The sequence below is a fragment of the Asaia siamensis genome (assembly GCF_014635085.1).
Classification (GTDB): Bacteria; Pseudomonadota; Alphaproteobacteria; order Acetobacterales; family Acetobacteraceae; genus Asaia; species Asaia siamensis.
This window is the reverse complement of the sequence record NZ_BMCH01000006.1, coordinates 22,948-37,747: the sequence shown is the minus strand read 5'-3', so window position 1 is coordinate 37,747 and position 14,800 is coordinate 22,948. Positions and strand designations below refer to the sequence as shown.

The following is a 14,800-nucleotide window of genomic DNA, read 5'->3' as shown; positions in this document are numbered from 1 at the left end:
TAGACCGCCGGGACAGCGGTTCTTGCGCGCAATGAACCTGCGTCAGGACCTTGTATTCGCCCCGCGCCGTCGAGCCGACACGCCCGCCCGGAAAGCAGATAGCCTTTATCGGGCGACGAAAAGGTCCGAGAGTTGTTTGATCATCGTACCACCAAGTTCTTCGGCGTTACTGAGCGTGACCGAATTGCGATAATAGCGCGTCACGTCATGGCCGATACCGATGGCCAGAAGCTCGGTCTCGGGTGATGATTCGATGCGGGCGATGACCGAACGCAGATGATCTTCGAGATAGGAACTCGGATTGGTCGAGAACGTGCTGTCATCGACCGGCGCCCCATCGGAAATGACCATCAGGATACGGCGATGTTCCGGCCTGCGACGCAGGCGCTTCCATGCCCAGAGCAGAGCTTCGCCGTCGATGTTTTCCTTGAGCAGCCCTTCGCGCAGCATGAGGCCAAGGTTGTTGCGGGCGCGACGCAGGGGCGTATCCGCATCCTTGTAGATGATATGACGCAGATCGTTCAGTCGGCCCGGATCTGGCGGGCGCCCGGCGGCTACCCAGCGTTCGCGGCTCTGACCGCCTTTCCAGGCGCGCGTGGTAAAGCCGAGCACCTCGGTTTTGACGCCACAGCGTTCGAGTGTGCGGGCCAGAATATCGCCACACATGGCGGCCACCGAAATGGGGCGCCCGCGCATCGAGCCGGAATTGTCGATCAGCAGGGTCACGACCGTGTCGCGAAATTCTGCCTGACGCTCGGTCTTGTAGGAAAGAGAGAGAGTCGGGTTGGCAACGACGCGGGCCAGACGGGCGGCGTCGAGAATGCCTTCCTCCTGATCGAACGCCCAGGAGCGCTGCTGCTGCGCCATGAGCTTTCGCTGCAGGCGGTGCGCGAGGCGTGAGACCACCCCCTGCAGACTGCTCAGTTGCTGATCGAGCTGCTGGCGCAGTCGAGCAAGTTCGTCCGGGTCGCAGAGTTCGGCAGCATCGGCCTCTTCGTCGAAAGCCGTGGTGAAGATCTTGTAGGCTGGCGGGGCGCTGCTCGCTTCGCTCTCCTTGCCCTCATCATCTTCAAGCGTTCCCGCGGGCTGCTCGGCGCCCTCGTCCTGCAAGTCCGAATCGCTCGCCTCGCGACTGTCGGGCTGCTCGGTGGGCTCGGGCTGAAAGCCGTGTGTGTCGCTGTCGTCCTGATCCTGTGGCGAGGGCTCGTCATCAGGCTGGTCAGACTCTGTCTGGCTGTCGTCGTCCTGATCCGGGTCGTCCGCCTGACTCTCGTCATTGGGCTCTGGCTCTTCGGTCAGATCGAAAGCCTTGAACAATCCCGAACACGCTTCTGCGAAGCGCTGCTGATCCATCTGTGACGACGCAAGCTTCTTCAGGGCGCGTTCAGCGTCAGGTGAGAGTGTCTCACGCCAGGCTTTCAGGGCAGGGCCAGCCTGCGACGGCGAGGTCTCGCCGGACAGGGCCTCTCGCACCAGAAGCGGCAGCGCCACAGTGGCGGGCATGTCATCGCGCGTGGCCATGCGACCATAGCCGCTGTCATGGCAGTCCAGCGCGAGTTTTTCACGCAGATTGGCCTGAACACCGGCCATGTGTCGCGCGCCGAAAACCTCGCAACGCACCTGCTCCAGCGTATCGTAGAGCGGCCGGGTTTCAGGGGTGTCGCTGTTCTGGGGCAGTGGCGCGAGGGTATCGTCATGATGCCTGAGCCGCAGGGCCGCGGCGTCGGCTGCGCCGCGCACGCGCTGGATTTCCTGTGGGGTGAGCGCACGTGACACATAAGGGAGTTGAATACCCTTGGCCTGCTTGGCTGTGGCCGAAGCAGCAAAGCTGATCTCGGTCTCGGCCTCGCCCGAAATGGCGCGCAGGGCCGCGGTCGTTGCACGACGAAACGCGTCCGTGCGTTCACTGCCGGGCAGGGCGAGATCGGTTGCCGAACGGTCTGGCGTCTTTGGCTTGGGGGAAGCCATGGGTCTGTCCCCTTCAGCCATTCAACGGAGACTGGTTGAAACAGCGCTGATAATATTCAGCCACGATCCCGCGCTCGGCTTCGTCGCATTTATTGAGGAAGGTTAGGCGAAATGCAAAAGCCAGATCGCCGAAGATACGCTCGTTTTCCGCCCAGGTGATGACAGCGCGCGGTGACATAACGGTCGAGATGTCTCCCGCCATGAAGCCTGCGCGAGTCAGGTTGGCCAGCGCGACCATGCTTTCAAGACGTTTGGTGATGGCAGGCTCGTTGCCCAGAGCCAGCTTGGCGCGGACTATGCCGACTTCCTGATCCAGCGGCAGATAATTGAGCGAGGCAACGATGTTCCAACGGTCCATCTGGCCCTGATTGATCTGCTGCGTGCCATGATAGAGCCCGGTCGTATCGCCGAGGCCGACCGTGTTAGCCGTGGCGAAAAGGCGGAAGCCGGAATGAGGACGGATCACGCGATTCTGGTCGAGAAGCGTCAGATGGCCTTCTGTCTCGAGCACGCGCTGGATCACGAACATGACGTCGGGGCGACCGGCATCGTATTCGTCGAAAATCAGCGCGACGGGGTGCTGCAGACACCAGGGCAGCAGGCCTTCACGGAATTCCGTAATCTGCTTGCCGTCACGCAGGACGATGGCATCCTTGCCGATCAGATCGATGCGCGAGATATGGCTGTCGAGGTTGATTCGCACGGTCGGCCAGTTGAGGCGCGCAGCAATCTGCTCGATATGCGACGACTTGCCGGTGCCATGAAAGCCCTGCACCATGACGCGACGATTATTCGCAAAGCCAGCCAGAATGGCGCGGGTGGTGTCGCAGTCGAACTGATAGCTCGGGTCGATATCGGGCACATGCTCGGTGCGGATCGAGAAGGCCGGCACCTCCATGTCACAATCGATGCCAAAGACGTCACGGGCGCTGACGATCCGATCGGGCGCGCCAAGGACATGGGTTGGGACCGCGTTCTGTTCTGCGGTGACAACCGTTTCTGGTGCGTCGATGGAGGCGAGATCGCTCATGGGTTCAATCCGTCTTTCACTCTGTCTGGCGACAGTTTGTCTTGTCAGGTTCTCGGCAAGGATATGGTCATGTTTCCCCCGATGGCCAGAGGGAAACGCGCAATAAACCGGGTCAAAGACCGACCAGATGCGCGCGAATCGCACTATAGGCGACACTGACGACCTTGAAACGGTCTTCAGCAGCAGGATCTCCTGCATTGGTATCGGGGTGATGCTTGCGGGCCAGTTCCTTGTAGCGCAGCTTGAGCGCGTCGACCGTTACCGGCCAGTCGAGGGCGAGTGCGCGCAGGTGTTCACGCAGGGCGGGCGGGGCCGCGTCGCGGGCCTTCTGGTGGCGCTGTTTTGCTGCCTGTGCCCGTTTGGCTCGCGTGGATGAAAGGATGTCGAGCGGGTCGAGAACCTCTTCCTCATCGAAATGCTGCCCGCCGCGTGTGCCAAGTTTCCATGAAGGGCGCTGCCACGAAATATCGGCACGGAGCTGGGATTCGATCTGGCCGGGCGTCATGCCTTTATAGAAATCCCAGCGTGCATTGTATTGACGGACATGCTCCAGGCAGAACCAGAAATACTGCCTCAATTGCGTGCGGTCCTTGGGCGCACGATATCCCGCATGCTCCGTGCAGCCGGGCATGTCGCAATAGCGCTCCGGTGCATCGGGATCAGGGTCGAAGGCCCTGTGTTTGGTAGATTTGCGCTGCATGATCGGGTTTATGTGCGTTGTAAGAGACGCCGATGCAAGAAGGGAGTGCTCATGAGTGACCTCAAGGAACGCGCAGCGCGCATGAAGGCTGCGCTCGATGTCGCGTTGCAGCCTGTAGAGATGACAATACGAGACGACAGCAAGCGTCATGCACATCATGCGGGGCGCAACGGGATCGAGGGTGACGAGACCCACTTCACCATGACCATTGTCAGCGAGCGCTTCGGCGGCATGAATCGGGTGGCGCGGCACAGGCTGGTCAATGAGTTGCTCAAGCCGGAATTTGAAACCGGGCTTCACGCGCTCTCGCTCAAGCTTTCCGCACCGGCTGAGCTATGAAAGCCGTAACGCGTCTTCTCTCGGCTCTGGCGCTCTCAGGGGCATTGGCAGGTTGCGCCGTGAACGGCATGGAAGGGCTGTCGGCCACGCAGCAGCGTGAGGCGCATCGCGTCGAGGCGGCACTCAATCGTCCTGCAACGCTTGAAGGGCATTTCGTTCAGGTCGGTCCCGGGCGGAATGACGGGGCAGGACATTTCTCCTATCGCCCCGGCGCGCTCGCTCTGGATTATGTATCGCCACACGCCATGACGCTCCGTGCTTCCGGTGCGCATCTCGTGATCGACGATTCACAGACCGGGTCTGTGACCAAAATCAGTCTGGCGCGCAATCCGCTGGGCCTGCTTCTGCATGTGCCGGTGCGTTTTGCCGGTGCGATCCGTGTGACGGATATCCGGACCAGTGCGGGTGCAGCGCAGATTTCGCTCGCAGAGGCGAATAACCCGTCACAGGGTCTGCTGACCCTGCAACTGATCGAGAACGAGGGAAGGCTTCAGCTTTCCACGCTCGACGGCGTCGATGCGCGTGGCAACCGAATCGTATTGTCGCTTTCTGATGTCACGGAAACGGGTGTGGCACCGAAGAACTGAGGCCATGTGGCAAGGAGCGCTTCATCCAGATCTTCCATTGTGAGGTCCGGATCGAAGCGCTTCACGCTCGTGACCCCATATTCCCTAATGCCGCACGGGATGATTCCATCGAAATCGCTCAAAAGCGGATCGAAATTGATCGAGATTCCGTGCCAGGACACCCAACGGCTTACTCTTATGCCGATAGCGGCGATCTTTGTTTCCAGTCCTGAGAGGGGGTCATCGACCCATACGCCGATTCGTCCGCATTCGGTGCGCCCCTTGATTCCAAGCCGGGCAAGGCTCGTAACCACCCATCTCTCCAGGCTCTGCACGAAGGCACGCAGATCGCGCGCCGGTGTCGGGCCGTGGTCACGCTGCAGATCAAGCATGACATAAACGATTCGCTGACCGGGCCCATGATAGGTCCATTGCCCGCCGCGCCCGGCATCATAGGTGGGTAGACCGTCCGGGTTGATCAGATCGGCCGGTTTTGCCGAGGTGCCTGCCGTGTAGAGACGCGGGTGCTCCAGAAACCACAGGATTTCCCCTGTCTCGCCAGTTCTTATGGCTGCGGCACGTTGCTGCATCGCCTCAAACGCAAGTTCATAGGGAATCAGCTCTTTTTCCCTTTTCCAGGATATTTTGTCGAAAATTGCCTTTTCGGCGATTGCCTGCTCATCAGTCATCGGCTATAGCCCCCTTCACACGAGCGGTATCGCCCAGAGCGGGCCGCTTGTCACGATGCGGTCGTGGCGGAATGGTAGACGCGCAAGCTTGAGGTGCTTGTGGGGGCAACCCCGTGGAAGTTCGAGTCTTCTCGACCGCACCATGAACTGGAAGCACCCCCTTCGGGGGGTGCCAGTCCACCGGAAATCTCTCAAAAAATCTAATGCAAGCGGAATGAACTTTCATTAACCTATTGGCTTTCTATCGCCATGGTGTTTGTGAAATTTTGTGTTCCTGCCATCACTTTGCCGAAGTTCTGGCCTCAGATACTGGATGTGAGACAATCATCGTGTAATCTGGGGCACAATCTTCGGGTATAGTTCTGGTCAAGATGCCCAAGATTGCGCTGCATACTCTACAGAGATCCAAAGGTCGGAAAACGTGATCAAGCCGCTCAGAAAAGCTGTACTCCCCGTCGCTGGCATGGGGACGCGCTTTCTCCCTGCCACCAAGGCCATGCCGAAAGAGATGCTGCCGGTCGTTGACCGCCCTCTGATCCAGTATGCCGTTGATGAAGCACGCAAGGCTGGTATCGATCAGTTCTGCCTGATTACCGGTCGCGGCAAGGACAGCCTGATCGACTATTTCGACGTCGCATTCGAGCTCGAAACAACCCTCAAGGAGCGCGGCAAGAATTCCTTGCTTGAAACGCTGCAGCCCAGCTCCATCGAGGCAGGCTCGCTCGCGGCCGTTCGTCAGCAGGAACCGCTCGGTCTCGGTCATGCTATCTGGTGTGCCCGCTCGTTTATCGGTGACGATCCGTTTGCCATTCTTCTGCCGGACGACATCGTGCAGGGCGAGAAGGGCTGCGTCGCACAGCTGGTCGAAGTATATAACCAGACGGGCGGTAACGTCGTTGCTGTTTCCGAAGTGCCTAAGGAGCACACCAACCGCTACGGCATTCTTGATGTAGGCAAGGATGACGGCAAGCTGGTTGAGGTCAAGGGGCTGGTTGAAAAGCCGAACCCTGAAGACGCCCCTTCCAATCTCTCCATCATCGGTCGCTATGTGCTGCTGCCCGAGATCATGACCCATCTTTCCAAGCTGGAGCGTGGCGCAGGTGGTGAAGTGCAGCTGACAGATGCGATGGCCAAGATGATCGGCCACGCGCCGTTCCACGGTCTGCGTTATGACGGCATCCGTTATGATTGCGGCGACAAGGCCGGTTATCTGGAAGCACAGATCGCCTTCGCACTCGAGCGCCCGGACCTGCGCGACGCCATGCGCGGGTTCATCAAGAAATACGCCGATGCCTGATGGACACTCTGCTTCGTCATGAGTTCCATCCTTCCATCCTGCGGGAATATGATATCCGCGGGTTGGTTGATAAGATGCTTTTCGAGAACGACGCTCAGGCTCTGGGCGTCGTTTTTGCGTCAGTGCTGCGCAAGCGGGGTCTTGATTATGTTCTCGTCGGGCATGACGGTCGTGACAGCTCGCCCCGTCTGGAGCAGGCCTTGGTTGCCGGGCTCGTAACAGGTGGAATGAATGTAAGGCGCCTCGGTTGCTGCGCCACGCCAGAGCTTTATCACGCGTCCTTTCGCGAGCAGGCGTCAGGCGCCATCATGGTGACGGGAAGCCATAACCCGATAGGGTATAATGGCTTCAAGATCCTGCTCAATAATCAGCCTTTCTTCGGCGCCTCCCTTCAGGAAATTGCGCAGAGCCTGCGCGAGGGTGTGCAGGCTGGCCGTCAGATCGGTCAAGCGAGCGATTATTCTGCTGATGGGCGCTATGAGGCAGCCTTGGCGGAAGGTCTGCGTCAGCATGGGCGGCAACTGCGTGTCGTCTGGGATAACAGCCATTCCTCGGCGGCTCATGCGCTGGGGCGGCTTCTGAACCATCTCCCTGGCGAGCATATCGTACTAAACGGGACCGTGGATGGACTGTTCCCTGCGCATCATCCTGACCCGACATTGCCCGAGAACATGGTGCAGCTGCAGCGCGCCGTGCAGGAAAATTCTGCCGATCTTGGCGTCGCCTTTGATGGCGATGCGGATCGAGTTGGTGCCGTTGACGAGAAGGGTGCCCTCATTCCGGCAGACCGGTTGAGCCTGCTTTTTGCTCAAGCCATTCTTAAGGAACGGCCCGGTGCGATGATTCTAGGCGACGTGAAAATGTCGCAGGTGTTTTTCGATGGCGTCGAATCTGCTGGCGGGCGTGTTGCGATGTGTCCGAGCGGTCATTCCGAGGTCAAGGCAGCGATGCGCGAATCAGGGGCGGCTTTTGCCGGGGAGATGTCGGGACATTTCTTCTTTGCCGATCGCTGGCCGGGTTTCGATGATGGGCTTTATGCCGCTGTGCGGTTGATCGATCTTCTGGCTGGGCAGGAAAAATCTCTCTCGGCGCTCTGCGGGGCTCTACCCCGTCTTGTGGCGACGCCGGAGATTCGTTTCGATTGTGAGGATAATCTCAAATTCGGAATTGTCGACAGGATCATCGCCCGGTGTCGCGCGGAAGGCGATGACAGCGTGCTGACAGATGGCATGCGTGTGAAGGCGGCTGGCGGATGGTGGCTGTTGAGGGCCTCCAACACCCAGCCTGCCCTCGTCGCTCGTATCGAAGGTGTCGATCATGCTGCCTGCCATGACATGATCACCCGTATCGCGGCCCTGCTGCGAGACGAGAATGTCGCCCTGCCGCCGATTGAAGGATTTGATGAGGCCCGTTCATGAGATCGGAAATCGCCTTCTATGAACCAGGCCAGTTTGTGACGCATCCCGATTGCCCTGATTGGGGCGTAGGGCAGATCCAGAGTGTGACCGGCCACCGTGTGACGATTAATTTCGAGAACAGGGGCAAGGTCCTTATCAACGCCCAGCTGATCGACCTGATTGTCATTGAGTGAGACGAGGGCAGGCAAGGTGAGGGAGCTGCGTGCTCTCGGCAGGGCAGGGCTCGATCTGTTTTTTCCCCCTATTTGCCTTTCCTGCGGTGGCGAAACCACTCAATCAGGACTGGTCTGTCTCGACTGCTTCCAGCATCTGCATCCGGTGGTTCTCTCATGTCGTCATTGCGCCCTGCCGGTGGCGTCGGAGGCTTACCTCAACATAAGCGGCCATTGTGCAAAATGCGCCCCTCCCTCCGGCTGTTGGGACGAGGCGCAAGCGGCGTGGCTATATGAGGGTACGGCGCGTCGCCTGATTCTGCACTTCAAATACGGCGATCGGCTGGAAAGTGCCTCATTCCTCGCGCAAGGTATGACGGCCTCGGCCGGTCGGGTGCTGGCACATGCGGATTATCTTGTACCTGTACCGCTGCACCGGCATCGTTTCTGGCATCGTCGCTATAATCAGGCTGTGCTTCTTGCGCGACATATTGCGCGCTTGCAGCCTGGCCTGCGTGTTCTACCCGACGCCCTGATCCGCCATCGCGCGACGCAGAATCTTGCCAGCCTGTTTCACGATCAGCGCGCGCAGATGCTGGAAAATGCCTTCAGCGTTGCGGCGTCGAAGCGTGATCTTCTTGTCGGCCGACATATCGTTCTGATCGACGATATCTTGACCACGGGGGCGACCGCCTCCATTTGCGCTAGGCATCTCCGACAGGCGGGGGCGAAGCGTGTGGATCTTCTGGTGGCAGCGCGTACTGTCAAGCTGGCAGATGACTCCGACAGGCTTCACGCTTAATGGCAGTGAGGATTGAGTTCACCGTGCAGAAAATCGAGATCTACACCCAGCCGGGTTGCCCCTATTGCGTACGCGCCGTGCAGATTCTGGCGTCCAAAAACGTTGCTTTTGAAGAGATCAACGCACCGCATGGCACTCCCGAACGTCAGGACGCGATCCGTCGCTCGGGAGGCGGGCGTACCGTCCCGCAGATCTTTGTCGACGAGCAGGCGCTTGGCGGCTGCACAGACCTCATGCAGCTCGATGCCAGCGGTCAGCTTGATACGATTCTTGGCAAGAAATGATTTGTTATAGACTGCATTGCACAGTCGGGCATGAGTTCGAGGGCTGGTTTCCCGATGCGGATTCCTTTGACACGCAGAAAGCGCGCGGTCTTGTGGTTTGCCCGCAATGCGGTGTCAGTACTGTCGAGAAAAGCCTTATGGCGCCAGCCCTGGCGCGCTCTGCCAAAGCCCCCTCGATCGAGCCAGCTGATCAGGTCCTGATGGCGCTGCGAGCGATCAGGAAAGAGGTTGAATCGCACTGTGACAATGTGGGCGACCGATTTGCCGAAGAAGCGTTGAAGCGTCATGATGCGCGCGACGACGGGGAGCGCCGGTCCGAGCGTGGCATCTATGGCACGATGAGCGACTCCGAAAGGGAAAGGCTCGAAGATGAAGGCGTCGATTTTACCCCGATTCCCTGGATCGACCGCTCGGAGTCGTGAAGGGCAGACGACGGGGCGTGGCGTGCTTACAGGTGCCGCCCATTTGATACGGCTCATGCCGCTTCTTGCTCTTCTGGGGGTGTCGCAGGCGATGGCCCAGACCGCAGGTAATCCGCCCGCACCCGAAGAGGGACTCTGGCTCGCACAAGATCACGATGGTGTGTTTCAGATCGGTCATTGCGGCGATACGCTCTGCGGGCGCCTGATCGGTATGCTTTATGACGGTCCCGTTCCCAAGGATGTGTGGGGGCGTTCACAATGTGGGCTGGTCATGCTGACCGATTTCCGATTAAGCAAGGACGAAAACGTGTGGCGGGGGCATATTCTCGATCCGGAAACAGGACGTACCTACGACGCCCGTATCCATGCCGAGTCTGCCGAGGTGCTGAAGCTGCGCGGTTTCATTCTGGGAATTCCCCTTTTCGGCAAGACGCAGACCTGGACCCGTTATCACGGCACGATCGGGCCCGAGTGCAAATTGCCCTGAACCGGAACGCCACCCGAGGAGCTTGAGATTAGACAATGAAGACGATCCTTTCCCGCCGCAGCTTCGCGTTGGGTACTCTTGGCCTGCTGGGATGCGCCACGGCGCACGCGCAGGATGCCACCGACAAGACACCGGCCGTGCCGCCGCCGCCGCCCAAGCCGGTATCCAAGACGATCTGTTTCGTCGGGGGCTATACCAAGCATGCCCCTCCGGGTGGTGCCGGTAACGGCGAAGGGATCGCCGTATTCGAGATGGATCGTGAAACCGGCGTTCTGACGCCTGTAACGACCTTTACCGATATCGCCAGCCCATCTTTCATCACGCTCTCGCATGACAAGCGCTTTCTTTACGCGCTGAGCGAGATTGACGATTTCAACAAGGATGGTGACGGCTCTGTCACGGCCTTCGCTGTTGATCGCAAGACAGGTTCGCTCAAGAAGCTGAACACCGTCAGCTCCGGCGGTGCGGTGCCAGCCCATCTGAGCGTGCATCATTCGGGTCGTTACGTGCTGGTCGCCAATTATATGGGCGGTTCTGTCGGCGTGCTGCCGATCCGTCCTGACGGCTCGCTCGGCCCCGCAACGGATGTGGTGCATAACACCGGACCGCGTCAGCCTGAGCGTGCCGCCGATAACCCTCAGGGAAATTTCGCTGTTTCCGATCACTCCGGGTCGCACCCGCATATGATCCAGAGCGACCCGAGCGGCAAGTTTGTTATAGCTGATGATGCCGGGCTCGACCGTGTCTATGTCTGGACGCTGAACCTGCAGACGGGCAAGCTTGTGCCGGCCAAGGTGCCCTATTACGACATGACGCCTGGCAGTGCGCCGCGTCACTTCCAGTTCAATCGCTCGGGCAAGCTGATGTACAATCTCTGCGAGCAGGACTCGAAGATTGTTGTCAGCGCCTTTGATCCGCAGACCGGTGCCATCAATAATCTTCAATCGGTCAGCACGGTTACCTCGCATTTCCGTGGCAGCACCCTGGCAGCAGAAATCCTGATTTCTGCCGATGACCGCTTTGTCTATGCCTCCAACCGCCTCGGTGATTCGCTCGCCGTGTTCAAGGTTGGTGAAGATGGTACCCTTACCCTGCAGGACGAAGCATGGATGCATGCCGATTACGGCCGCGCCATGATGTTCGACCCCTCGGGCAATTTCCTGTTCTGCGCCAATCAGCGCAGCGATGCCGTGACGTCGTTCCGCATCGACAAGGCGAGCGGCCAGCTCGGCTTTACCGAAAACTTTACCCCTGTCGGCAGCCCGACGACTTTCGCCTTCATGGATACGGAAGTCTGAAGAAATACGTTGGGGAGGAGCGGGCTTACCCGTTCCTCCTCAACCGTGACCTTCACGAATTGAGGGTCGTGCAGGAGGCGTTTTTTTTTGCCTCCCCCCTGAGCGGTAACGCCCTTAGTCGCGCACGAACATCGTAATGTAATTGATGCTTGTGTCGCGTGTGATGCGCCAATGCATCGGGCGGTAGCTCATTCCGGCAACATCGATCATTCGCAGCCCGACAGCGCGCCCCATGCGGTGCAGCTCTTCAGGTTTGATGAATTTCTTCCAGTCATGCGTGCCGACCGGCAGAAGCCGCGCAATATACTCGGCACCGACCTTGGCCACGGCCAGGGAACGCAGGGTGCGATTGAGGGTGGAAACCGCAATCAGTCCACCGGGTCGGGTAAGTGAACGCAGCAGCGCAAGAAACTCCTGGGGGTCGTTCACGTGTTCGATCACTTCGAGTGCCGAGATCACGTCAAAGCCCTGTCCTTCGCGCACCAGCTCTTCTGCACTGCCCTTGCGGTAGGTGAGGCTGCCCGAGTTTTCCGGCAGCGGGTTCGCGGCGAGATGGGCCTCGGCAGCCCGGATTCCCTCTGGTGATGCATCGAGCCCCAGAACATCATGGCCCATACGCGCAAAAGCCTCGCTGGCCAGACCAGCGCCGCAGCCAATGTCGAGCAGAGACAGCGTGCCGCCACGCAGGCCTTCCAGACGCCTGAGATGGGCATTTGCCCACTCGGTGCGCATGGGGTTCATGTCATGCAGGGGCTTCATCGGCCCTTTGGGGTCCCACCAGGTCGCAGCCAGCTGGTCGAAATGGGCGATCTCGCGATCGGAGACGGAAGAAGCGGCGTGATCTGGCATTGTGGTTCCAAAAAGACAGAAATGAGACCGTTTTACCAGAGTATCTGGACGGCGCGATCCGGACTTAGTATGTGACCGGCCTTTCCTTGCGCAACATCGCAGGCTGGAAAATCCGATCCCGGCGCTCTGTGATTGACCGCTTTCTGCTACGTACGGAGCCAGGTGCACCATTATGACGTCATCAGACCAGCGCCCAACCCGGATCGTTATGAAGTTCGGTGGAACCTCTGTGGCCGATCTGGACCGCATTCGCGCCGTCGCCGAACGCGTGCGTATTGAGCGCGACAAGGGGCATCAGGTTGCCGTGGTGGTGTCGGCCATGGCCGGTGTCACCAATCAGATGGTGGGCTACGTTCAGGCGCTCGACCCCATGGCCGATGCGCGCGAATATGATGCCGTGGTGGCAAGTGGCGAGCAGGTGACGAGTGGCCTTACGGCGATTGCACTCCAGACGCTTGGTGTGCCGTCGCGCTCGTGGCAGGGCTGGCAGATCCCGTTCCGTACGGATGACGCCCATGGCAAGGCGCGCATCGGCGATGTTGAGGGCGCGGCGCTGATTGCCTGCATGGAGCGTGGCGAGGTGCCGGTCATCGCAGGTTTTCAGGGCGTGGCGCCGGGTGAGCGCATCAGCACGCTTGGTCGCGGCGGCTCGGATACGTCTGCTGTCGCGGTGGCGGCTGCCATCAAGGCGGATCGGTGCGATATCTATACCGATGTCGATGGCATCTACACGACCGACCCGCGTATCGTGAAAAAGGCTAAGAAGCTGGATCGTATCACCTTTGAGGAGATGCTTGAGCTGGCTTCGGTCGGGGCCAAGGTACTCCAGACCCGTTCGGTCGGGCTGGCGATGAAAGAAAAAGTGCGCGTACGCGTGTTGTCGAGTTTTGAGCCCGAGACGGAACTCTCCGGGTCGCTGGTGGTGGATGAGGACGAGATGATGGAAAAGGAACTGGTCACGGGGATCGCCTACTCCCTGGACGAGGCAAAGATCTCGGTGAGCCGTATCCCGGACCGTCCGGGCATCGCTGCCGCCATTTTCAGCCCGCTCACTGCGGCGCGCGTCAATGTGGACATGATCGTCCAGAGCGTTGGCTCTGACGGCTCGACCAACATGACCTTCACCGTGCCGAAGGGTGATCAGGCCCGCGCGCTCGCCGCGCTCGAAGCGGCACGCGGTGATATCCAGTATGGCGAAATCCATACCGCCAATGATGTTGTGAAGATCAGCGTTGTGGGCATCGGCATGCGCTCGCATTCGGGCATGGCCAGCACGATGTTCCAGACGCTCGCCGAGCGCGGCATCAATGTTCAGGTCATTTCGACCAGCGAAATCAAGATCTCCGTCCTGATCGATGCTGAATATATGGAACTCGCCATGCGCGCCCTGCACACGGCCTATGGGCTGGATGGTGAATGACCATGACAATCGCTGATCAGACCCGTCAGAAAGCCCGCGAGACGCTTGATCGTCTTTGGGCGCCCGGTTGCGCCTTCCTTGGAACGCCGACAGCCATTCTGGGCGGCGCCATGTCCTGGGTGAGTGAGCGCAACCTCGTATCGGCCATCTCCAATGCGGGTGGATTTGGTGTGATCGCCTGTGGCGCGATGATGCCCGATCGTCTTGCCGAGGAAATTGCGGCAACGCAGGCGCTGACGGACAAGCCGTTTGGCGTGAACCTCATCACCATGCATCCTGAACTGGACCGTCTGGTTGATGTCTGCCTCGAGCACAAGGTCGGCCATATCGTTCTGGCAGGCGGCGTGCCGAGCGGTGCGACCATCAAGCAGGTGCGTGACGGTGGCGCCCGTGCCATCGGTTTTGCCCCGGCCCTTGCCCTCGGCAAGCGTCTGGTCAAACAGGGTATCGAAGCCCTTGTGATCGAAGGTTCGGAAGCCGGTGGTCATGTTGGCCCGGTCTCGCTTAATGTTCTGGCGCAGGAAATCCTGCCGCATATCCACGACGTACCGGTTTTTGTTGCCGGTGGTCTGGCGCGCGGTGATGCGGTTCTGGGATATCTGGAGCAGGGCGCTGCTGGCGCACAGCTCGGCACAGTTTTTGCGGCCAGCACGGAAAGCATCGCCCATGAAGCCTTCAAGAAGGCTTTTGTGCGCGCTGCCGCTCGTGATGCGGTCACCTCGAACCAGATCGATGAGCGTTTTCCAGTTATCCCCGTGCGTGGTCTTAACAATGCGGGAACGCGTCGTTTCATGGCCCATCAGGCGGCAACGCTTGCGCGCTTCACCTCAGGTGAACTGAGCAAGGAAGACGCCCAGCTCGAGATTGAGCATTTCTGGGCCGGTGCGCTGCGTCGCGCCGTGATCGAGGGCGATGTCGAGGAAGGCTCGGTGATGGCGGGCCAGTCTGTCGGCATGGTGAAGTCTGTTCGCCCTGTTGCGGAAATCCTGCATGACCTGGTCGAGCAGGCTGTCGATGCACTGGTTGCAAGAGAGGCGCGTACCGGGCATCTTCACACTTCTGAGATCGCAATCGGGTAA

General features: G+C 59.7%; 17 protein-coding genes and 1 tRNA gene. 13 read left to right on the top strand and 5 right to left on the bottom strand.

Translation table 11 applies throughout. From position 1 onward, the window contains the following. Positions 1-105: 105 nt before the first annotated feature. From IEV53_RS11205 to IEV53_RS11195, 3 genes are all read right to left on the bottom strand, one after another. On the bottom strand, positions 106-1,968 hold the full coding sequence (locus IEV53_RS11205) for a cobaltochelatase CobT-related protein (RefSeq protein WP_229719843.1): 1,863 nt from the start codon (positions 1,966-1,968) through the stop codon (positions 106-108). Between the two features lie 13 nt (positions 1,969-1,981). Continuing rightward, on the bottom strand, positions 1,982-2,998 hold the full coding sequence (locus IEV53_RS11200; protein ID WP_188426880.1) for an AAA family ATPase: 1,017 nt from the start codon (positions 2,996-2,998) through the stop codon (positions 1,982-1,984). Between the two features lie 112 nt (positions 2,999-3,110). Next, on the bottom strand, positions 3,111-3,698 hold the full coding sequence (locus tag IEV53_RS11195; RefSeq protein WP_188426879.1) for a J domain-containing protein: 588 nt from the start codon (positions 3,696-3,698) through the stop codon (positions 3,111-3,113). Between the two features lie 51 nt (positions 3,699-3,749). On the opposite strand from IEV53_RS11195, the gene IEV53_RS11190 reads away from it, so the two are divergent. Further along, complete coding sequence (locus IEV53_RS11190) at positions 3,750-4,037, top strand: BolA family protein (protein WP_188426878.1); 288 nt, start codon at positions 3,750-3,752, stop codon at positions 4,035-4,037. Then, a complete protein-coding gene (locus IEV53_RS11185) occupies positions 4,034-4,624 on the top strand; it encodes a LolA family protein (RefSeq protein WP_188426877.1) in 591 nt (196 codons plus the stop codon). The genes IEV53_RS11190 and IEV53_RS11185 overlap by 4 nt, the downstream gene beginning before the upstream one ends. Here the strand turns inward: IEV53_RS11185 and lipB are convergent. Then, the gene (gene lipB, locus IEV53_RS11180; RefSeq protein ID WP_188426876.1) at positions 4,528-5,292 is read right to left on the bottom strand and encodes a lipoyl(octanoyl) transferase LipB; all 765 of its coding nucleotides are present in this window, start codon (positions 5,290-5,292) and stop codon (positions 4,528-4,530) included. The two genes, IEV53_RS11185 and lipB, sit on opposite strands and share 97 nt — an antisense overlap. Positions 5,293-5,349: 57 nt before the next feature. On the opposite strand from lipB, the gene IEV53_RS11175 reads away from it, so the two are divergent. The 9 genes from IEV53_RS11175 to IEV53_RS11135 all read left to right on the top strand — a co-directional run bounded on the left by IEV53_RS11175 (position 5,350) and on the right by IEV53_RS11135 (position 11,452). Next, positions 5,350-5,435: transfer RNA gene (locus IEV53_RS11175), tRNA-Leu, on the top strand. A gap of 278 nt (positions 5,436-5,713) precedes the next feature. Continuing rightward, positions 5,714-6,589, top strand: a complete 876-nt coding sequence (gene galU, locus IEV53_RS11170; protein WP_188426875.1) for a UTP--glucose-1-phosphate uridylyltransferase GalU — start codon at positions 5,714-5,716, stop codon at positions 6,587-6,589. Further along, complete coding sequence (locus tag IEV53_RS11165) at positions 6,589-8,007, top strand: phosphomannomutase/phosphoglucomutase (RefSeq protein WP_188426874.1); 1,419 nt, start codon at positions 6,589-6,591, stop codon at positions 8,005-8,007. The genes galU and IEV53_RS11165 overlap by 1 nt, the downstream gene beginning before the upstream one ends. Next, positions 8,004-8,180 (top strand): DUF3553 domain-containing protein, encoded by a 177-nt coding sequence (locus IEV53_RS11160; protein ID WP_188426873.1) that lies wholly within the window; start codon positions 8,004-8,006, stop codon positions 8,178-8,180. The genes IEV53_RS11165 and IEV53_RS11160 overlap by 4 nt, the downstream gene beginning before the upstream one ends. Positions 8,181-8,196: 16 nt before the next feature. Further along, positions 8,197-8,961 carry a ComF family protein gene (locus tag IEV53_RS11155; RefSeq protein WP_229719842.1) on the top strand — a complete coding sequence of 255 codons (765 nt, stop codon included), beginning with the start codon at positions 8,197-8,199 and terminating at the stop codon, positions 8,959-8,961. 23 nt (positions 8,962-8,984) lie between these two features. Then, positions 8,985-9,245, top strand: a complete 261-nt coding sequence (gene grxC, locus IEV53_RS11150; protein WP_188427092.1) for a glutaredoxin 3 — start codon at positions 8,985-8,987, stop codon at positions 9,243-9,245. Then, entirely contained in the window at positions 9,242-9,667 is a 426-nt protein-coding gene (locus IEV53_RS11145) for a DUF1178 family protein (protein ID WP_188426872.1), read from the top strand. Before grxC ends, IEV53_RS11145 begins: the two co-directional genes overlap by 4 nt. A 55-nt stretch (positions 9,668-9,722) precedes the next feature. Next, positions 9,723-10,154: a DUF2147 domain-containing protein gene (locus tag IEV53_RS11140; RefSeq protein ID WP_188426871.1), complete on the top strand. Its 432-nt coding sequence runs from the start codon at positions 9,723-9,725 to the stop codon at positions 10,152-10,154. Positions 10,155-10,189: 35 nt separating this feature from the next. Beyond that, the gene (locus tag IEV53_RS11135; RefSeq protein WP_188426870.1) at positions 10,190-11,452 is read left to right on the top strand and encodes a lactonase family protein; all 1,263 of its coding nucleotides are present in this window, start codon (positions 10,190-10,192) and stop codon (positions 11,450-11,452) included. A 114-nt stretch (positions 11,453-11,566) separates the two neighbouring features. Here IEV53_RS11135 and ubiG read toward each other — a convergent pair whose 3' ends face one another. After that, complete coding sequence (ubiG, locus tag IEV53_RS11130) at positions 11,567-12,301, bottom strand: bifunctional 2-polyprenyl-6-hydroxyphenol methylase/3-demethylubiquinol 3-O-methyltransferase UbiG (RefSeq protein WP_188426869.1); 735 nt, start codon at positions 12,299-12,301, stop codon at positions 11,567-11,569. Positions 12,302-12,473: 172 nt separating this feature from the next. Here ubiG and IEV53_RS11125 point away from each other — a divergent pair, with 172 nt between their 5' ends. Both IEV53_RS11125 and IEV53_RS11120 read left to right on the top strand, forming a co-directional pair. Beyond that, positions 12,474-13,721, top strand: a complete 1,248-nt coding sequence (locus IEV53_RS11125) for an aspartate kinase (protein WP_188426868.1) — start codon at positions 12,474-12,476, stop codon at positions 13,719-13,721. Between the two features lie 2 nt (positions 13,722-13,723). Then, entirely contained in the window at positions 13,724-14,800 is a 1,077-nt protein-coding gene (locus IEV53_RS11120; RefSeq protein WP_188426867.1) for an NAD(P)H-dependent flavin oxidoreductase, read from the top strand.

Bases quoted from the DNA above. Each gene is read 5' to 3' on its own strand.
- IEV53_RS11205 (WP_229719843.1), bottom strand. From the start codon at position 1,968: ATGGCTTCCCCCAAGCCAAAGACGCCAGACCGTTCGGCAACCGATCTC.
- IEV53_RS11200 (WP_188426880.1), bottom strand. From the start codon at position 2,998: ATGAGCGATCTCGCCTCCATCGACGCACCAGAAACGGTTGTCACCGCA.
- IEV53_RS11195 (WP_188426879.1), bottom strand. From the start codon at position 3,698: ATGCAGCGCAAATCTACCAAACACAGGGCCTTCGACCCTGATCCCGAT.
- IEV53_RS11190 (WP_188426878.1), top strand. From the start codon at position 3,750: ATGAGTGACCTCAAGGAACGCGCAGCGCGCATGAAGGCTGCGCTCGAT.
- IEV53_RS11185 (WP_188426877.1), top strand. From the start codon at position 4,034: ATGAAAGCCGTAACGCGTCTTCTCTCGGCTCTGGCGCTCTCAGGGGCA.
- lipB (WP_188426876.1), bottom strand. From the start codon at position 5,292: ATGACTGATGAGCAGGCAATCGCCGAAAAGGCAATTTTCGACAAAATA.
- IEV53_RS11165 (WP_188426874.1), top strand. From the start codon at position 6,589: ATGGACACTCTGCTTCGTCATGAGTTCCATCCTTCCATCCTGCGGGAA.
- IEV53_RS11160 (WP_188426873.1), top strand. From the start codon at position 8,004: ATGAGATCGGAAATCGCCTTCTATGAACCAGGCCAGTTTGTGACGCAT.
- IEV53_RS11145 (WP_188426872.1), top strand. From the start codon at position 9,242: ATGATTTGTTATAGACTGCATTGCACAGTCGGGCATGAGTTCGAGGGC.
- IEV53_RS11140 (WP_188426871.1), top strand. From the start codon at position 9,723: ATGCCGCTTCTTGCTCTTCTGGGGGTGTCGCAGGCGATGGCCCAGACC.
- IEV53_RS11135 (WP_188426870.1), top strand. From the start codon at position 10,190: ATGAAGACGATCCTTTCCCGCCGCAGCTTCGCGTTGGGTACTCTTGGC.
- ubiG (WP_188426869.1), bottom strand. From the start codon at position 12,301: ATGCCAGATCACGCCGCTTCTTCCGTCTCCGATCGCGAGATCGCCCAT.
- IEV53_RS11125 (WP_188426868.1), top strand. From the start codon at position 12,474: ATGACGTCATCAGACCAGCGCCCAACCCGGATCGTTATGAAGTTCGGT.
- IEV53_RS11120 (WP_188426867.1), top strand. From the start codon at position 13,724: ATGACAATCGCTGATCAGACCCGTCAGAAAGCCCGCGAGACGCTTGAT.